The following is a 16,759-nucleotide window of genomic DNA, read 5'->3' on the forward strand; positions in this document are numbered from 1 at the left end:
GGCGGCGCGGCGGCCGCCCGCGGGAGGGCCCGGAGGACATGCCGGAGCCTACCCGGGCACGGCCCCGCTCGGCGAGGATTCCCGCAGCTCATCCGGGCTTCGGTATCGAAATGGTACGGACCGGGTGGTGACGCGTGATCCGGGCTTCACGGGCCGGTCACGGACGGGCGTCCGCACGCGCCCCGCGCCCTCACGGGCCGGTCACGGACGGCGGTCCGCACGCGCCCCGCGTACGGGCTCCGGGCCTCACCGGCCCGTCACGGACGGCACGGCGCCCCGGCGCCGCCCGGGCGCCGTCCGCGCACCGACCAGCGGGCGCGGACCGACAGCAGCGAGCCGACGCTCAGCCAGGAGCACGCCGAGAGGGCGCTGAACACCGAGCCGGCCGAGCCGATCGACAGCACGCTGCCGACCGACCCGACGGAGAGCACGGAGCCGACCGAGCCAATGGACAGCAGCGAGCCGATGGAGCCGATGGAGGCGATCGAGCCCAGGGAGGCCCGGGAGCGGATGGAGCGCACGGAAGCGGCCATGGGCCCGATCGTAGCCGTGGCCGGCCGTCAGTCCACCCGGGCGGCGAACAGCCGCTGCCCCAGCAGGGCCATCGGGTGGCCGTCCTCCGGCAGGGTGAGCACGGTCGGGCAGCCGGCCGCGGTGAGGGCGGCCCGCCAGTGCTCGGCCGGGCGGGCGGGCAGGCCGCGGGCGTCGCCGGTGATCAGCAGGTCGAGCTGTTCGTCGGTGGGCGCGAGCAGCAGCAGCCGGCCGCCGGGCGCGAGCAGGCCGACGAGCGCCGCGGCCTCCTCCTCCGGCCGTCCGGTCGCGGTCGCGACCACGACGTCGTAGCGGCCGCCGTCGGGGGTGAGGTGGTGTTCGGCGTTCGGCCGGGGACGGGCGGCCAGGGCGCGGGCGACGGTGGTCTCGGCGCCGTCGCGGTCGAGTTCGAGCACCCGCAGGGGTAGCGGCCCGTCGTGGGCTTCGGCGGTGCCGCGCACCAGTGCGCCGACGGCGGCGCCGAGGTAGCCGCGCGAGGCGGCCCAGCGGACCGGTGCGGTGGCCGGGCGGGGCGGCTCCTCGCCGGTGATCAGCCGGAGCAGTCGCAGCGCGGCGCGCCGCGTCCGGTCCAGGACGGCGGCCGGGCCGAGCCCGTCGGCCCAGGTCTCGATGGCCGGGCGCCAGGCGTCGCGGACGTCGGCGGTGGTGAGTTCGGGTGCGCCGTGGAAGACCGGGCCCTGGGCTCCGCCGTCCTGGTGGGTGATCAGGCCGTGCCGGGCGAGGGCGTCCAGCCAGCGGCCGACCCGGGGGCGCTGGGCGGGGACGACCAGGGCGGTGGCGAGGATCTCGGGCTCGGAGCAGCCGCGGGCGGGGTCGGTGAGCACGCCGGCCCGCTGGAGGGTGTGCAGGAGCGCGGTGAGGACGGCCCGGTCGAGGTGGGCGCCGAACTCGGTGACCTGTTCGGCGGTGATGCCGATGCTGTACTTCCAGGCGGCGGCGGTGGCGGCCCGCGCGTCGGCGCGCAGCCGGCGGTCGGCGGCCTCGGCCTGGCTGCGCGGGGCGCGGACGTGGGCGAGGACGGCGCCGAGCGCCTCCACGGCGGCGTACACGTCGTCCTGGCGGGGCTCGGGGCCGACGTGCAGGACGAGCCGCAACGCGCTGAGGTCGTGGTCGGCGAGGCCGGGCTGCCGGCTGAGCCGCCAGAGCAGCTCGGAGGGCAGGCTGAGGTGGGTGGTGCCGTTGGCGGCGAGGGCGGCGAGGAGTTCGTCGGGCGGCTGGTCGGGGTCGGCGCAGTGCACGGTGCCGCCGGCCAGCAGGGTGGCCAGGGCGAGTTCGAGGACGAGGTCGGTGCCGGGGTGCAGCAGGGTGTGCCGGATCGGCTGGGGGCCGAGGACTCCCGCCCAGTGCCGGAGCCGCTGTTCGGCGGCCCGGGCGGCGGAGGGCGGCAGCGCGGCGTGCTCGGCGACGCGTTCGGCGAGGGCCCGGGGCAGGCCGCCCGGCGGGGAGACGCCGAGCAGCAGGCCCGTGCCGCTGACCGTGCGCCCGTCGGCGACGACGGCGGGCCGGTCGCCGAGCTCGCGCAGCGCGCTGACCAGCGCGGGAGTCGAGGCCAAGGTGATCACTCCGGGGTGCGGGGGAGAAGCCGCACTACTGAACCATGCGTCCGGACCGGAAGCGGAGGCCCACGGGTCAAAATTCCGTAATGATTTTCATATCGGCCAGCCAAGCGGGCGGGCGGTCGCTCGGCCGGGCGGGTGGAGCGGGAACAGCGCGAAAGCCTCGGAACCGCGCATTCCGGGCCTCCGGTGCGATCTCTTGACAGGCGCTCCGGGTGCTGGATTACTTGGCCTGGGTTTCCCCGGACCGAACGATCGGTCGGGCTCCCTGAATCGGCCGACCTGCGAAGGAGCGACGATGACCGGCAGCGCACCCGCACCGCGCCGACGCCTGGGGGAGCCGATCGAGCCCGCACTCCTGGACGCCGGGGAGCGGATGGGCGTCGACGAACTACGCGCCCACCAGCTCGACCGGCTCCGCGCCACCCTGCGGCACGCCTACGACAACGTCGAGCTCTACCGCCGCAAGTTCGACGCGGCCGGCGTGCGCCCCGAGGACTGCCGCAGCCTGGACGACCTCGCCCGCTTCCCCTTCACCACCAAGGCCGACCTGCGCGAGGGCTACCCCTTCGGCATGTTCGCCGTCCCGATGGAGCGGGTCCGCCGGATCCACGCCTCCAGCGGCACCACCGGCCGCCCGACCGTCGTCGGCTACACCGAGAACGACCTGTCCATGTGGGCCGACGTCGTCGCCCGCTCGATCCGCGCGGCCGGCGGCCGCCCCGGCCACAAGGTGCACATCGCCTACGGCTACGGGTTGTTCACCGGGGGCCTCGGCGCGCACTACGGAGCCGAGCGGGCCGGCTGCACCGTCATCCCGGCCTCCGGCGGCATGACCGCCCGGCAGGTCCAGCTGATCCAGGACTTCCGGCCCGAGATCATCATGGTCACCCCCTCCTACCTGCTGACCCTGCTGGACGAGTTCGAGAAGCAGGGCCTCGACCCGCGCGCCAGCTCGCTGAAGGTGGGCATCTTCGGTGCCGAGCCCTGGACGGAGGAGATGCGGCGCGAGATCGAGGACCGGCTCGACCTGCACGCCGTCGACATCTACGGCCTCTCCGAGGTGGTGGGCCCCGGCATCGCCCAGGAGTGCGTGGAGACCAAGGACGGGCTGCACGTCTGGGAGGACCACTTCTACCCCGAGGTGGTCGACCCGTTCACCGACCTGGTGCTGCCGGAGGGGGAGGGCGGCGAACTGGTCTTCACCTCGCTGACCAAGGAGGCCCTGCCGGTCGTCCGCTACCGGACCCGCGACCTCAGCCGGCTGCTTCCCGGCACCGCGCGGCCGTCCTTCCGGCGGATGGAGAAGGTCACCGGACGCAGTGACGACATGATCATCCTGCGCGGGGTGAACCTCTTCCCGACCCAGATCGAGGAGATCCTGCTCCGCACCCCGGGCGTCGCGCCGCACTTCCAGCTGCGGCTGACCCGGCAGGGGCGGCTGGACCACCTCACGGTGCGCGTCGAGGCGCGCCCGGAAGCTCCCGCCGAGCAGCGGGAGGCGGCGCGGGAGGCGATCGTCCGGGCGGTGAAGGACGGCGTGGGGGTGACGGTCGCGGCCGAGGTGGTGGAGCCGTACACGCTGGAGCGCTCGGTCGGGAAGATCAAGCGGGTGATCGACGAACGGCGGTAGCCGGCGCCCGGCCGACGGCTCGGCACTCAACGGCGCGCTGAACGGGTGCGCCGAGCGGGTGCGCTGAGCGGAGCCGGGGGCGGGCCGCTGAACGGGCCCGGGCGCGCGCCGAGCCGACGGGTCGTCGGGGGCGCACGGCTGTCCGGGGGGTGAGGCCGTGCGCCTCCGACGTCTACAGCAATGTAGACGGTCACCCGCTGGGGCGTCCAACCGCGCCCGTTCGGCGCATCCGGATCGTGGTCCGGCCCGGAGGTTCCCAGACTCTGAGGAGAGGGGGTGGACTCAACCGGAGAGGCATCCTCATGAGCAACGGGCTTCGCCGCGTCCTCGCGGTCGCGGCAGTGGTTTCCCTCGGCCTGGGCGCGGCGTCCTGCGGCAGCGCCAAGCAGTCGTCCTCTGGCGGTTCGTCCGGCGGCGCGAGCGCCGGGGGCGGCGCGGGCGGGAGCGCGAGCGGCACGGTCGCCCTGGGGGCCGTGCGGATCGGCCTGCTGCTGCCGGAGAGCAAGACGACCCGCTACGAGCAGTTCGACCGGCCGCTGATCGAGCAGAGGATCAAGCAGCTGGCCCCGGACGCCCAGATCGACTACTACAACGCCAACCAGGACGCGACCCTCCAGCAGACCCAGGTGGACACCGCCCTGACCAAGGGCGACAAGGTGCTGATCCTGGACGCGGTGGACGCCAAGTCGATCCAGTCCTCCGTCCAGAAGGCCCACGCCGCGGGCGTCAAGGTCGTCGCCTACGACCGCCTGGCCCAGGGCCCGGCCGACGCGTATGTCTCCTTCGACAACCACAAGGTCGGCGAACTCCAGGGACAGGCCCTGGTGTCCGCGGTGGGCGGCAAGGCCGGCTCCGGTCAGATCTTCATGATCAACGGCTCGCCCACCGACCCCAACGCGGCCGACTTCAAGGCCGGTGCGCACAGCGCGATCGACGGCAAGCTGAAGGTCGGCAAGGAGTACGACACCCCGCAGTGGGACCCGAACACGGCCAACCAGGAGGCCGCCGCCGCGATCACCGCGATCGGCGGGAGCAACGTGGTCGGCGCCTACTCCGCCAACGACGGCATGGCCGCCGGTGTCGCGACCGCTCTGAAGGCGGCCGGCCTGAGCGTCCCGCTCACCGGCCAGGACGCCCAACTCGACGGCATCCAGCGAATCGTGGCCGGCACCCAGACCATGACGATCTACAAGCCGTTCAAGCCGGAGACCGACGCCGCCGCCCAGATGGCCGTCGCGCTGGCCGCCGGCAAGCCGCTCGGCAACCTCGCTCCGACGTCCGTGACCAACGGCAGCGGCAACAAGGTGCCGGCCGACCTGATCACCCCGATCGTCGTCAACAAGGACAACATCAAGACCACCGTGGTCCAGGACGGCCTCTACACCGTCGAGCAGATCTGCACGCCGGACTACGCCGCCGCCTGCAAGAACGTCGGCCTCCAGTAGGACGGCTCCGGCGGTTCGCGCCGCGTGCCCGGCGCGCACCGCCGGGCACGCCCCGGTCCCGCGGCACCCCGAGACGAGTGGCCCCGCCTCCACGACGGAGGCGGGGCAAGGGAGTTGGTCACTGTGGCAGGTGAGACCGTACTGGCCCTGCGCGGGGTCTCCAAACGGTTCGGCGCCGTCCAGGCGCTCACCGGCATCGAACTGGAGGTGCACGCCGGCGAGGTGCTGGCCCTGGTCGGCGACAACGGCGCCGGCAAGTCCACCCTGGTCAAGGCGATCGCCGGGGTGCACCAGCCCGACGAAGGCGTCATCGAGTGGCAGGGCAGGCCGGTGACCATCCACCGCCCCCAGGACGCCCAGCAGTTGGGCATCGCCACGGTCTACCAGGACCTCGCGCTGTGCGACAACCTCGACGTGGTCGGGAACCTCTTCCTGGGCCGCGAGATCCGGCGCTTCGGCGTCCTCGACGAAGTCGCCATGGAGAAGCGCTCCCGGACGCTGCTGGACACCCTCTCCATCCGCATCCCCAGCGTGCGCATCCCGGTCGCCTCGCTCTCCGGCGGCCAGCGCCAGGTCGTCGCGATCGCCCGCGCGCTGATCGGCTCGCCCAAGGTCGTGATGCTGGACGAGCCGACCGCGGCCCTCGGCGTCGAGCAGACCGCCCAGGTGCTCGACCTGGTCGAGCGGCTGCGCGAGCAGGACCACGGCGTGATCCTCATCAGCCACAACATGGCGGACGTGATGGCCGTCGCGGACACCGTCGCGGTGCTGCGCCTCGGCCGCAACAACGGCGTCTTCGACAAGCGCTACACCAACCAGGAAGAGATCATCTCGGCCATCACCGGCGCCACGGACAACGCCGTGACCCGTCGCAAGGCCCGTGGCCAGGAGGATTCCCAGTGAGCGAGAACATCCCCGGGGGCGCCCCCGGTGGCGAACCCGAGCGCCACCGCCGGCTGCCCGAGGAGAGCATGCCCACGGGCGGGGTCAACGCGCCCGTGCCGGTGGCACCGGAGGCCACGCCCGCCGTCGACCCGCGCCTGATCGTGCGCCAGGAAGGCGTCAAGGGCTACCTGGGCGAGTTCCGGCGCCGGACGAGCAGCGGCGAACTCGGCTCGCTGCCCGTGGTGCTGGCCCTGATCGTGATCTGGGCGGTGTTCGGCAGCCTGAACAGCAGCTTCCTGTCCGCCCAGAACCTCTCCAACCTGTCCCAGCAGATCGTCGGGACCGGCATGATCGCGATCGGCGTGGTCTTCGTGCTGCTGCTCGGCGAGATCGACCTCTCGGTGGGCTCGGTCAGCGGCCTGTGCGCGGCGATCTTCGCCGTCCTCAACGTGAGCAACGGCGTCAACCAGTGGGTCGCGCTGATCACCGCCATCGCCGGCGGTGCGATCGTCGGTGCCATCCACGGCATCTTCTTCGCCAAGGTCGGCGTCCCGGCGTTCGTGGTGACCCTGGCCGGAAACCTCGGCTGGAACGGCCTGATGCTCCAAGTGCTCGGCGCCAGCGGCACGGTCAACCTCTCGGGCACGGACATCGTCTCCAGGCTCTACAGCACCATCTACGGCCAGCAGGCCGCCGCCTACGTCACCGCGCTGGTGGGCGTGCTGCTGTTCCTGGGCGCCTCACTCATCGACGCCCGCCGGCGCCGGGCCGCGGGCGTGCCGTACCGGCCGGTCACCGACGTCGTGCTGCGCACCGTGCTGCTGGCGATCATCGCCTTCCTGGCCGCCTACACGCTCAACCAGTACAAGGGCCTGCCGCTCGCCCTCCTGGTCTTCCTGATCTTCATCGTGGTGCTGGACTGGGTGCTGCGCCGCACCGCGTACGGCCGGCAGGTGTTCGCGCTCGGCGGCAACATCGAGGGCGCCCGCCGGGCCGGCATCAACGTGGCCTGGATCCGGATCAGCGTCTTCACCATCTGCTCCACCATGGCGGCCATCGGCGGCCTGTTCCTGGCCGCGCAGATCCAGTCCGCCAGCCAGACGTCCGGCGGCGGCAACCTGCTGATGAACGCCATCGCGGCGGCCGTCATCGGCGGCACCAGCCTCTTCGGCGGGCGCGGCAAGACCTGGTCGGCGCTGCTCGGCGCGCTGGTGATCGGCTCGATCCAGTCCGGAATGAACATCGAGGGCCTGAGCAACGCGATCCAGTTCATGATCACCGGCGCGGTGCTGCTGGCCGCCGTCGTGGTCGACTCGCTCGCCCGCCGCACCCAGAAGGCCGCCGGCCGGGCGTGAGGTCCCCCGCGATGGCCCTATGCTGCGGGCATGCCGATTGAGCTGCGAACCCATCAGGCGGACGCCGACCTCGCCCTCATCCGGCGGGAGACCGAGCTCGGGCCCGTCCCCTTCCTGCCCGAGATCCGCCTGCACATGGCCCAGGACGCGATCGCCCTGTGGGAGACCACCGAACGCGAGCGGGGCCGGGCCGGACTGCCGCCGCCGTTCTGGGCGTTCGCCTGGGCCGGCGGAGTGGCGGTCGCCCGCTACGTCCTCGACCACCCCGACCTGGTCGCCGGACGGTCCGTCCTGGACATCGCGGCCGGATCCGGACTGGTCGGCGTGGCGGCCGCGCTGCGCGGCGCCGCGTCCGTCCGGGCGGCCGAGATCGACGCCTACGCGGTGACCGCGATCGGACTGAACGCGGAAGCCAACGGCGTCCGGGTGGACGGCGCGCTGGTGGACCTGGTGGACGGCGACGGCGCACCGGCCGAGGTGGTCCTCGCCGGGGACGTCTTCTACGAACGGGCCATGGCCGCCCGCTTCCTCCCGTTCCTCGAACGGGCCGCCGCCCGCGGCGCCACCGTGATCGTCGGCGACCCGGGCCGGGCCTACCTGCCGAGGGACCGGTTCACGGCCGTCGCGGCGTACCAGGTGCCCGTGGTGGCGGACCTGGAGGACACCGAAGTCAAGACCACCACGGTGTGGCGCCTCGGCTGACCGTCCACGACCCGGAAATCCGTGCGGCGCGACGGAACCGCCTGCTAGACAGGCCCCCATGACCGAACAGACCGCGGCCCCCGCAGGCATCGCGCTGCGCACCGCCACCGCCGCCGAGATCCCCGCCCTGCTCGCCCTCTGGGAACGGGCCGCCAAGGGCACCAGCATCACCGACGACGAGGCGGGCCTGGCGGCACTGCTCGCCCGGGACCCGGACTGCCTGATCGTCGCCACCCCCGCCGACGACCCGGCCACCCCCATCGGCACCGTCATCGCCGGCTGGGACGGCTGGCGCTGCCACCTCTACCGCCTCGCCGTCGACCCCGAACACCGCCGCCAGGGCATCGGTGCCGCACTGCTGGCAGCCGCCGAGCACCGCTTCACCACGCTCGGCGGCCGCCGGGCCGACGCCATGGTGCTGGACGCCAACACCCTCGGCCACCACACCTGGCAGTCCGCCGGTTACCGGCCCGAACCGCAGTGGAGCCGCTGGGTCAAGCCACTGCCGGCCTGACCCAGCGGCCGCACCGAGTGCCGCCGGCCGCCACCCGCACCCGCGGGTGCGGTCAGCCGCGCAGGCGGGCCAGCCAGGCCTCGACCTCGTCGGAGCGGCGGGGCAGGGCCGCGGAGAGGTTCTCGTTGCCGTCCTCGGTGACCAGGATGTCGTCCTCGATCCGCACCCCGATGCCCCGGTACTCCTCCGGCACCGTCAGGTCGTTGGGCTGGAAGTAGAGGCCCGGCTCGACGGTGAGCACCATGCCCGGCAGCAGCTTGCCGTCGACGTGCTCCTCGGTGCGCGAGTGGGCGCAGTCGTGGACGTCGATGCCGAGCATGTGGCCCGTGCCCGCCAGGCTGAAGCGGCGGTGCAGGCCCAGCTCGTACACCTTGTCGGCGGTGAGGTCGCCGAACAGGCCCCAGGCGGTGAGGTGTTCGGCGAGCTCGCGCTGGGCGGCGTGGTGGAAGTCGCGGAAGTCGGCGCCGGGCCGCACCGCCGCGATGCCCGCCTCCTGCGCCGCGTACACCGCGTCGTAGACCTTGCGCTGCAGATCGGTGAAGCGGCCGGAGACCGGCAGGGTGCGGGTCACGTCGGCGGTGTAGAGCTCGTTGGTCTCCACGCCCGCGTCGAGCAGCAGCAGGTCGCCGGGCTCGGCCCGGCCGTCGTTGCGCACCCAGTGCAGGGTGGTGGCGTGCGGTCCGGCGGCGGCGATGCTGCTGTAGCCGACGTCGTTGCCCTCCAGTCGGGCCCGGACGAAGAAGGTGCCCTCGATCAGCCGCTCCGGCGTCGCGGTGTCGGTGCCGAGGACGCGCACCACGTCCTCGAAGCCGCGGGCGGTCGCGTCGCAGGCGAAGCGCAGCTCGGCGATCTCGAACTCGTCCTTCACCAGGCGCATTCCGGACAGGAAGACCTCGAAGTCCGCGTCCCGCCGGGCGTCCGTACGGCCCTGGAGGGCCGTCTCCACCCCGGTGTCGTGGCCGCGCAGCACCCGTACCGGGGCGGTGGCCGCCGCCAGGTCGGCGCGCACCGTGCGCACGTCCCGGCAGGGCAGGCCGAGCAGCTGTTCGCTCTCGGTGAGGCTGTTGCGGCGGCCGTCCCACAGCTCGCCGTGGGTGTCCAGCCAGAACTCGCCGTTGTCGGTCCGCGAGCGGTCCCGCAGGTAGACCACGGGCTGGTGCCCGCTCGCCCCGGTGGGCTCCAGCACCAGGACGCCGTCCTGGGACTGGTCGCCGGTCAGGTAGACGTAGTCGGAGGACGGGCGGAACGGGTAGTCGGTGTCGTTGGCCCGCACCTTGGGGTTGCCGGACGGGACCACCAGCAGCTCGCCGGGGAAGGCGGCGGACAGCGCGGCGCGGCGGCGCGCGGTGTGGGCGGCCTGCGGTATCGGCTCCAGGTCGAGGCGCTCGGTGTCGGCCCAGCCCTGCTTCATGCTCTCGGCCAGTTCCTCGGTCACCCCGCGGGTCAGGCCGTTCTTGCGGTACTTGATGGGCTCGGTGGTCTCGGTGGGCTCGGACATGGCCGTCTCTCCTGGTGGCTGGTGAAAGCGACGAGCTTCGCTACGCTGACCCGCCTGGTGCGTAACAAACGTTTTGCACCGTATACCGAACGGTGTCCGGAGAGAAGAGACCGAGCGTGAACGACTCCGGGGAATCCGTCCGGAGTGTCTCGCCGCCCGTCCGAAGCGGGGTCCGGGCGGGGCGCGGGCTGTCGCCGGCAGAGCCGGCCGGGGGTCGTGCTCCGGCCCCCACTCCCCTCGTGGTGGGGGCCGGACCGGGCCGTTGCCGTGCCGACCCGAGGAGCATGCCAAGCGCGGCGGCCGGACGGCCATGCATTAGCCTCTGGGCCTAATAGTCAAGAACGTGCCAGGTCAGGCCGGTTGTGGGGAGAGGGAGGAAGATTTGTGATCGCGCTGAGGTTCGGGGTCGCGGATCTTGCGAACACCCGCTTCGTCATCTCGCCGCTCGACCACCTGTTGGCCGGCTCGGCCCGGCTGGGCGTGCACCACGGCAACGGGTCGCGCAGCGACCGCTGGTGGCGGGACGTCCGCCGCCACGTACCCGACCGGGCCAGGCGCTTCCTCGACGTGGTCAACGCTAGCCCGATCGGCGTCCCGGACTTCATGGTGGCGGACCTCGACTCCGTCCGCCGACAGCTGAGCGACGAGCTCGACGCGCTGCTCTCCGTCCCGCAGCAGGCCGTCGAGGAGAACGTCGCGATGTTCGGCAGGGGGGCCGAACTCCCCACCGCTCTCGCCCGGTTGCGCGACGACGGCGCCCGGGGCCTGCGCGAGGTCAGCGACGGCGCCTGGGCACTGTTCCGGTCCTGCCTCGCCTCGGACTGGCCCGACATCCGGCGCGCCCTGGAGGCCGACATCGCCGCCCGGGCCCGCACCGCCACCCGCTCCGGGATCGGCGCGATGCTCAACTCGCTCCACCCGAAGGCGGTCTGGCGGGACGAGGGAGTCCTGGAGTGCACGCTGGGCGAGCTGGAGGGCTCCTTCGAACTGGGCGGCCGGGGCCTGGAGCTGCGGCCCAACTACTTCGTCCAGCAGAGCATCAGCCTCCTGGCCGAACCGGGCCGCCAGAGCCTGCTGCTGCACCCCATCGGCACGCCGGCCGCCGAGCCCCCGACCCGGGCGCCGATCGCCGACGGCCTCGCCGCCGCCCTCGGCCCCGCCAGGGCCCGGGTCCTGCGCGCCATCGCCGGCAGCTCCTGCTCCACCACCGAACTCGCCCAGCGGCTCGGCATCACCCCGCCCTCCGCCTCCGCCCACGCCGCCGCCCTGCGCGCCGCCGGGCTGATCACCACCCGGCGCCAGGGCAAGCAGGTCCGGCACGCCCTGAGCGAGGTCGGGCACGACCTGCTGCTCGACAACCCGGGAGCCGCGCGGGCGGGGTAGTGCCGCGTCGTCCGGGCGGACGCGGGAACGGGCAGGGGCGGACGCGGGGCGACCCGGACACCGCCGCCACGATCCGGGACCGGTGCGTGAAGGCCGCGCGGATGGTCCGCTCTCAGTGGTCGTTGAGGGCGTAGTTGCGGAAGGTGGCCAGCAGAGGGAGGACTTCGGTCTTGCTGGGGTCCTCGGTGACGGCGCGCATGGCGTCGATCACGGTGTGGGCGATGACCTTGGTGACCTTGAGGTCGTCCGGGGCGGCGACGGTGCCCCAGGCCTTGAGGGTCTGGGTGAGCAGGGCGCTCATCCGTGCGCCGATGTTGGCGCTGACGGCGTCCGACAGTTCGGCGATCTCCTCATCGCTCATGCTGGACCGCAGGCCGAAGGCCAGGGCCATCAGCGTGTCCATCGCGTGCTCGCCGTACGCGGCGACCAGCGCCGGCAGCGGCCGCTCCTGGGCGTTGCCCGCCGCAAGGGCGGACAGCGCCTCGTCGTCGTCCTTCCACGCCGCCTCTAGGGCGGCCAAGGCCCGCAGGGCCTCGTCCACGGTCAGCCCGTCTGTCATGGAGGCAACGGTATTGAGCCGGTAGCCGCGCCACGCGCGGTTAAGGGCCCGGCTTCACACCATCGAGCGAAGCCGGGGCCGTTCCGGCCGGTGGACGTGTGCGAAGTGCTCCGCGTTCCAGCTGCCGCCCAGCTCGGGGGCGAGGGAGGCGGCCGCGAGGGCGGCGAAGTCCTCGGCGGCGCCGGCCCGTTCCGGCAGCGCGCCGAGCAGCGGGGCGCCGGCGGAGCGCGGCAGGTCGGCGAGGTTGCAGCGTTCGGCGAGGCCGGGGGCGGCCGGCCAGGAGCCGATGACGACGCCGGCGAGGGGGAGTTCGCGGGCGGCGAGGGCCTCGGCGGTGAGCGCGACGATGTTGAGGGTGCCGAGTCCGGCGGACGCCACGAGCAGCACCTCGGCCGGTAGTCCGGCGTCGCGGACGGCCCGGGCCTGGTCGGCGAGCGTGCGGCCCTCGTCGTCGTAGCGGACCAGCAGGCCGCCCGCGCCTTCGACCAGGACCAGGTCGTGGGTGGCGGCGAGCTCGGTGACCACGGTCACCACCTCGGCCGGGGACAGGTACGGCATTCCGGCCCGCCGCGCTGCTGTGTCGGGGGCCAGCGGCTCGGGGTAGCGGACGAGCTCGCGGGCCGTCACCTCGCCCGCGAGGCGCCGGACTTCGGCGGCGTCGCCGGGTTCGTCCGGGGCGACGCCGGTCTGACCGGGCTTGAGGACGGCGACCTTCCGGCCGCCCCGCAGGGCCGCCGAGGCGAGGGCCGCGGTGGCGACGGTCTTGCCGACGTCGGTGTTGGTGCCGGTCACGAACAGGATGCGCGCGCTCATCCGGCCACCGCCGCGGCGGTCACGGCGGCAGCGATCCGTGCCACGTCCTCGTCCTCCGTCACGTAGGGGGGCATCGTGTAGATCAGGTTCCGGAAGGGCCGCAGCCAGACGCCCTCGCGGGCGGCCGCCTCGGTCGCCGCCGGAACGTCCACCGGGTGGTCCAACTGCACCACGCCGATGGCTCCCTGGACGCGTACGTCCCGTACGCCCGGCAGCTCGGCGGCCGCTGCCAGGCCGTCCCGCAGACCGGTCTCGATGCGCTTGACCCGGACCTCCCAGTCCTGCCCGATCAGCAGCTCCAGCGAGGCGTTGGCGACCGCGCAGGCCAGCGGGTTGCCCATGAAGGTGGGTCCGTGGGCGAGCACCGGCATCTCGCCGCGGCTGATGCCGGCGGCGATCTCGCCGGTGCACAGGGCGGCGGCGAGGGTGAGGTAGCCGCCGGTGAGGGCCTTGCCCAGGCACATCACGTCCGGGGAAACGCCCGCGTGGTCGGCGGCGAACAGGGCGCCGCTGCGGCCGAAGCCGGTGGCGATCTCGTCGAAGACCAGCAACACGCTGTAGCGGTCGCAGAGTTCGCGGAGCATCCGCAGGTACGCGGGGGAGTGGAACCGCATCCCGCCGGCGCCCTGGACCACCGGTTCGACGATCACGGCCGCCAGCTCGTCGGCGTGCCCGGCCATCAACTCCTCGAACCGCGCGGCGTAGGCCGGGTCCAGCGGGGCGTCGAAGCCGGCCGGCGGCTGCGGCGCGAAGAGCTGCCCGGGCAGCACCCCGCCCCACAGGTGGTGCATCCCGCCGTCCGGGTCGCAGACCGACATCGGATGGAAGGTGTCGCCGTGGTAGCCGCCGCGCCAGGTGAGCAGGCGGCGCTTGCCGGGGCGGCCGGTCGACTGCCAGTACTGCAGGCACATCTTCATCGCGACCTCGACGGCGACCGAGCCCGAGTCGGCGAGGAAGACGTGCTGGAGCGGCTCCGGGGTGATCTCGACCAGCTTCGCCGCCAGCCGGACGGCGGGCTCGTGGGTGAGCCCGCCGAACATCACATGGCTCATCCGCCCCAGCTGCTCCCGCACCGCCTCGTCCAGGACCGGGTGCCGGTAGCCGTGGATCGCCGCCCACCAGGACGACATGCCGTCGACCAACTCGCGCCGGCCGCCCGCGACCGGATCGGCCAGGCGCAGTCGGACGCCGGAGGCGGACTCGACCACGTACGGGGTGACGGTGCCGGGCATCGGCCCATACGGGTGCCAGACGTGGGCCCGGTCCAGGGCGAGCAGCGTGTCCGGGGACAGCTGGGACATGGTGAGGTCTCTCCGGGGGTCAGGCGTTGGGGGCGAGTTCGGTGCCGGCGCCGCGACGGCGGACCTTGACCAGGTCGCTGCGCAGCTCCTCGACCGCACCCGCCGGGGCGGGGGTCTCCGAGGCAGTGGTCTCCGTGGCGGGCGCCGCCACGGCGGCGGTTTCCGGGGCGTGGGCGTGCCCGCCGCACGGCCCGCAGCCGCCGCCGCTGCCGCAGGCCGAGGCCGCGGTGCCGCAGGAACCGGCGGCAGCGGCCGACGCGACGTCGGCGCGGTGGCGCGGCAGGGTGGCCTCACCGGCGCCCTCGACCTCGAAGCCGGCGTCCTTGATCATGTCGAGGTCGGCCTGCCCGGCCTGGCCCTCGCTGGTCAGGTAGTCGCCGAGGAAGATGGAGTTCGCGATGTGCAGGCCGAGCGGCTGCATCGAGCGCAGGTGCACCTCGCGCCCGCCGGCGATCCGCACCTCGGTGTCCGGGTTGACGAAGCGGACCATGGCCAGGATGCGCAGGCAGCGCTGCGGGGTGAGGTTCCACTCCTTGGCCAGCGGGGTGCCCTCGAAGGGGATCAGGAAGTTGACGGGGACGGAGTCCGAGCCCAGTTCGCGCAGCGCGAAGACGACGTCGACCAGGTCCTCGTCGCTCTCGCCCATGCCGGCGATCAGACCGGAGCAGGCGGACAGGCCGGCGCCGTGCGCCTTCTGCACGGTGTCCACCCGGTCCGCGTAGGTGTGGGTGGTGGTGATGTCGCCGTAGGTGCCCTCGGAGGTGTTGAGGTTGTGGTTGTAGGCGTCGGCGCCGGCCGCCTTGAGCCGCTCGGCCTGGTTGTCCGAGAGCAGGCCGAGGCAGACGCAGATCTCGACCTCGGGGTCGGCCTCCTTGATGGCGGCCATGGTGTCGGTGACGCGGTCGATGTCACGGTCCGTCGGCCCGCGGCCGCTCGCGACCAGGCAGACCCGCTTGGCGCCGCCGGCCACCCCGGCGCGGGCGGCGTCGGCGGCCTGGTCCGGCTTGAGCCAGGTGTACTTGAGGATCTCGGCCTTCGACCCGAGCCGCTGGGAGCAGTAGGAGCAGTCCTCCGGGCAGAGCCCGCTCTTGAGGTTCACCAGGTAGTTGAGCTTGACCCGGCGGCCGAACCAGCGGCGGCGCACCTTGCCGGCCGCGGCGACCACGTCGAGCAGCTCGTCGTCGGTGGTGGCGAGGACGGCCAGCGCCTCCTCGCGGGTCGGGATGTCGCCGCGCAGGCCCTTGGCGGTGAGGGTATCGAGCAGATCCATGGGCCGATCCTGCCTGCTGCCGCTCGAATGGCGCCAGAGCAAACCCACCAGAAGATCCCCGGAAGGATGTGCCGATTGCCACAGTGTCGTAGCTCACGGCGTCGGCGCTGGTCACGCGCTTGACGGCGGTCCGAGCCGGAGATTACCGGGGAGTATGGAAACTCGGCTCCGGGTCGCGGTCCGGAGGGCGCCCGAGGCCCGGTCCAAAGGCGGCCCGAGGCCCGGTCCGGAGGAAGTCCGAGCCCTGGTCCGGAGGAAGATCGACAACCGTGGACCCCGTGATCCAGGCCACCAGCCCGGTGCTTAGAATCTGCGCCATGACCACGCAGGGGGAGCCCACCCCGACTCCGGGAGAGGGCCAGGACGGCCAGGCAGGACAGCGGACCGGCGCGGACGCCGACCCGACGCGGGGGACCCCGGCCGGGGTGGCCCAGCGCAGGCGCGGCCGACGGCTGACCGGTCGTCGCGCGGTCGGCTGGGTCGTCATGGTCGGCGTGGTCGCGGCCGGCGGATGGATCATCACCCGCCCGATGCCCGGCGACTACATACCCGGCCTCGGCCCGTCCAGCAAGGACGCGGCCAGGACGCCTCCGGTGGTGGGCCCCCCGCCGCCGCCCACCGACCCCGAGGGTCTCAACGCCGACAACCTCTTCCCCGCCCAGCGGCCGTTTGAGGCCGCCGGGTACAAGGCCCGGCGAAACGGCATCCGCCAGGGCGAGAACTGCGCCGAGGTCCTGCAGGACCGTACGCAGGAACTCTTCCGGGACAGCGGCTGCCAGGCCTACCTGACCGTCAGCTTCACCGGTGTCGACCGCCCGGTGCTCAACAGCGTCACCCTGCTGCGCTTCGCCGACCAGGCCTCCGCCGCCAGGGCCGCCGACGCCCTGCGTGCCAAGCCCGGCGCCGTCGCCTTCATCCTCGCCGACGCCTCCGCCGCGCCCGCGCCGCCCGCCGCCGCCAAGGCCGCCGGCGAAGCGCGGGTCGAGGCGGTCGGACACTACGTGACCGTCACCAGCTCGCGGGCCGTCGACGGCCGCCCGGGCCCCACCGGTACGGGCACCGCGACCACCCCCGTCCCGGCGCCGGCCGCGTCCGGAGCCGGCGGCGAGCAGGACCTGGACGATGTCGCCCGCGCCCTCTCCTACGTGGTCGGCCAGCCCTTCATGTGGATGTGACCGACGGCCGCCGAGCGGACCCGACGGCCGCCGAGCGGACCCGACGGCCGCCGAGCGGACCAACCCGACGGCCGCCGAGCGGACCCGGCGGGCGAACGGCCAGGGGCCCGGCAGGTGC

Annotated in this window: 15 protein-coding genes; 8 read left to right on the top strand and 7 right to left on the bottom strand. The window is 73.5% G+C overall.

The genetic code is table 11. The features are described 5' to 3' along the window. Positions 1-257 precede the first annotated feature (257 nt). The gene (locus ACZ4WV_RS11850) at positions 258-533 is read right to left on the bottom strand and encodes a hypothetical protein (protein WP_465745380.1); all 276 of its coding nucleotides are present in this window, start codon (positions 531-533) and stop codon (positions 258-260) included. A gap of 27 nt (positions 534-560) precedes the next feature. Beyond that, a complete protein-coding gene (locus ACZ4WV_RS11855; RefSeq protein WP_465745382.1) occupies positions 561-2,105 on the bottom strand; it encodes a hypothetical protein in 1,545 nt (514 codons plus the stop codon). 301 nt (positions 2,106-2,406) lie between these two features. Between ACZ4WV_RS11855 and paaK the strand changes: the two genes are divergently transcribed. The 6 genes from paaK to ACZ4WV_RS11885 all read left to right on the top strand — a co-directional run bounded on the left by paaK (position 2,407) and on the right by ACZ4WV_RS11885 (position 8,642). Next, positions 2,407-3,741: a phenylacetate--CoA ligase PaaK gene (gene paaK, locus ACZ4WV_RS11860; RefSeq protein ID WP_465745383.1), complete on the top strand. Its 1,335-nt coding sequence runs from the start codon at positions 2,407-2,409 to the stop codon at positions 3,739-3,741. Positions 3,742-4,043: 302 nt separating this feature from the next. Beyond that, on the top strand, positions 4,044-5,186 hold the full coding sequence (locus ACZ4WV_RS11865; RefSeq protein WP_465745385.1) for a sugar ABC transporter substrate-binding protein: 1,143 nt from the start codon (positions 4,044-4,046) through the stop codon (positions 5,184-5,186). A 123-nt stretch (positions 5,187-5,309) separates the two neighbouring features. Continuing rightward, entirely contained in the window at positions 5,310-6,089 is a 780-nt protein-coding gene (locus ACZ4WV_RS11870) for an ATP-binding cassette domain-containing protein (protein ID WP_465745387.1), read from the top strand. 68 nt (positions 6,090-6,157) lie between these two features. Further along, positions 6,158-7,426, top strand: a complete 1,269-nt coding sequence (locus ACZ4WV_RS11875) for a sugar ABC transporter permease (RefSeq protein WP_465745601.1) — start codon at positions 6,158-6,160, stop codon at positions 7,424-7,426. Between the two features lie 30 nt (positions 7,427-7,456). Further along, entirely contained in the window at positions 7,457-8,128 is a 672-nt protein-coding gene (locus ACZ4WV_RS11880) for a class I SAM-dependent methyltransferase (protein ID WP_465745389.1), read from the top strand. Positions 8,129-8,186: 58 nt separating this feature from the next. Beyond that, positions 8,187-8,642 (top strand): GNAT family N-acetyltransferase, encoded by a 456-nt coding sequence (locus ACZ4WV_RS11885; protein ID WP_465745391.1) that lies wholly within the window; start codon positions 8,187-8,189, stop codon positions 8,640-8,642. Between the two features lie 52 nt (positions 8,643-8,694). On the opposite strand, the gene ACZ4WV_RS11890 is transcribed toward ACZ4WV_RS11885, so the two are convergent. Then, positions 8,695-10,140 (bottom strand): aminopeptidase P family protein, encoded by a 1,446-nt coding sequence (locus ACZ4WV_RS11890; protein ID WP_465745393.1) that lies wholly within the window; start codon positions 10,138-10,140, stop codon positions 8,695-8,697. A 384-nt stretch (positions 10,141-10,524) separates the two neighbouring features. Between ACZ4WV_RS11890 and ACZ4WV_RS11895 the strand changes: the two genes are divergently transcribed. Further along, positions 10,525-11,523 (top strand): ArsR/SmtB family transcription factor, encoded by a 999-nt coding sequence (locus tag ACZ4WV_RS11895; RefSeq protein ID WP_465745395.1) that lies wholly within the window; start codon positions 10,525-10,527, stop codon positions 11,521-11,523. A 112-nt stretch (positions 11,524-11,635) separates the two neighbouring features. Here the strand turns inward: ACZ4WV_RS11895 and ACZ4WV_RS11900 are convergent, their stop codons facing one another. Genes ACZ4WV_RS11900 through bioB form a run of 4 tightly spaced genes read right to left on the bottom strand, consistent with a single transcriptional unit; the run spans position 11,636 to position 15,466 of the window. Then, entirely contained in the window at positions 11,636-12,082 is a 447-nt protein-coding gene (locus ACZ4WV_RS11900) for a hypothetical protein (protein ID WP_465745397.1), read from the bottom strand. Between the two features lie 54 nt (positions 12,083-12,136). Beyond that, entirely contained in the window at positions 12,137-12,895 is a 759-nt protein-coding gene (gene bioD, locus ACZ4WV_RS11905) for a dethiobiotin synthase (RefSeq protein ID WP_465745399.1), read from the bottom strand. Continuing rightward, complete coding sequence (locus ACZ4WV_RS11910; protein WP_465745401.1) at positions 12,892-14,196, bottom strand: adenosylmethionine--8-amino-7-oxononanoate transaminase; 1,305 nt, start codon at positions 14,194-14,196, stop codon at positions 12,892-12,894. The genes bioD and ACZ4WV_RS11910 overlap by 4 nt, the downstream gene beginning before the upstream one ends. Positions 14,197-14,215: 19 nt before the next feature. Further along, on the bottom strand, positions 14,216-15,466 hold the full coding sequence (gene bioB, locus ACZ4WV_RS11915) for a biotin synthase BioB (protein ID WP_465745403.1): 1,251 nt from the start codon (positions 15,464-15,466) through the stop codon (positions 14,216-14,218). A 317-nt stretch (positions 15,467-15,783) separates the two neighbouring features. Between bioB and ACZ4WV_RS11920 the strand changes: the two genes are divergently transcribed. Continuing rightward, positions 15,784-16,641, top strand: a complete 858-nt coding sequence (locus ACZ4WV_RS11920) for a hypothetical protein (protein WP_465745405.1) — start codon at positions 15,784-15,786, stop codon at positions 16,639-16,641. The last annotated feature ends 118 nt before the right edge of the window (positions 16,642-16,759 follow it).

Source organism: Kitasatospora sp. NPDC029312 (assembly GCF_055569215.1).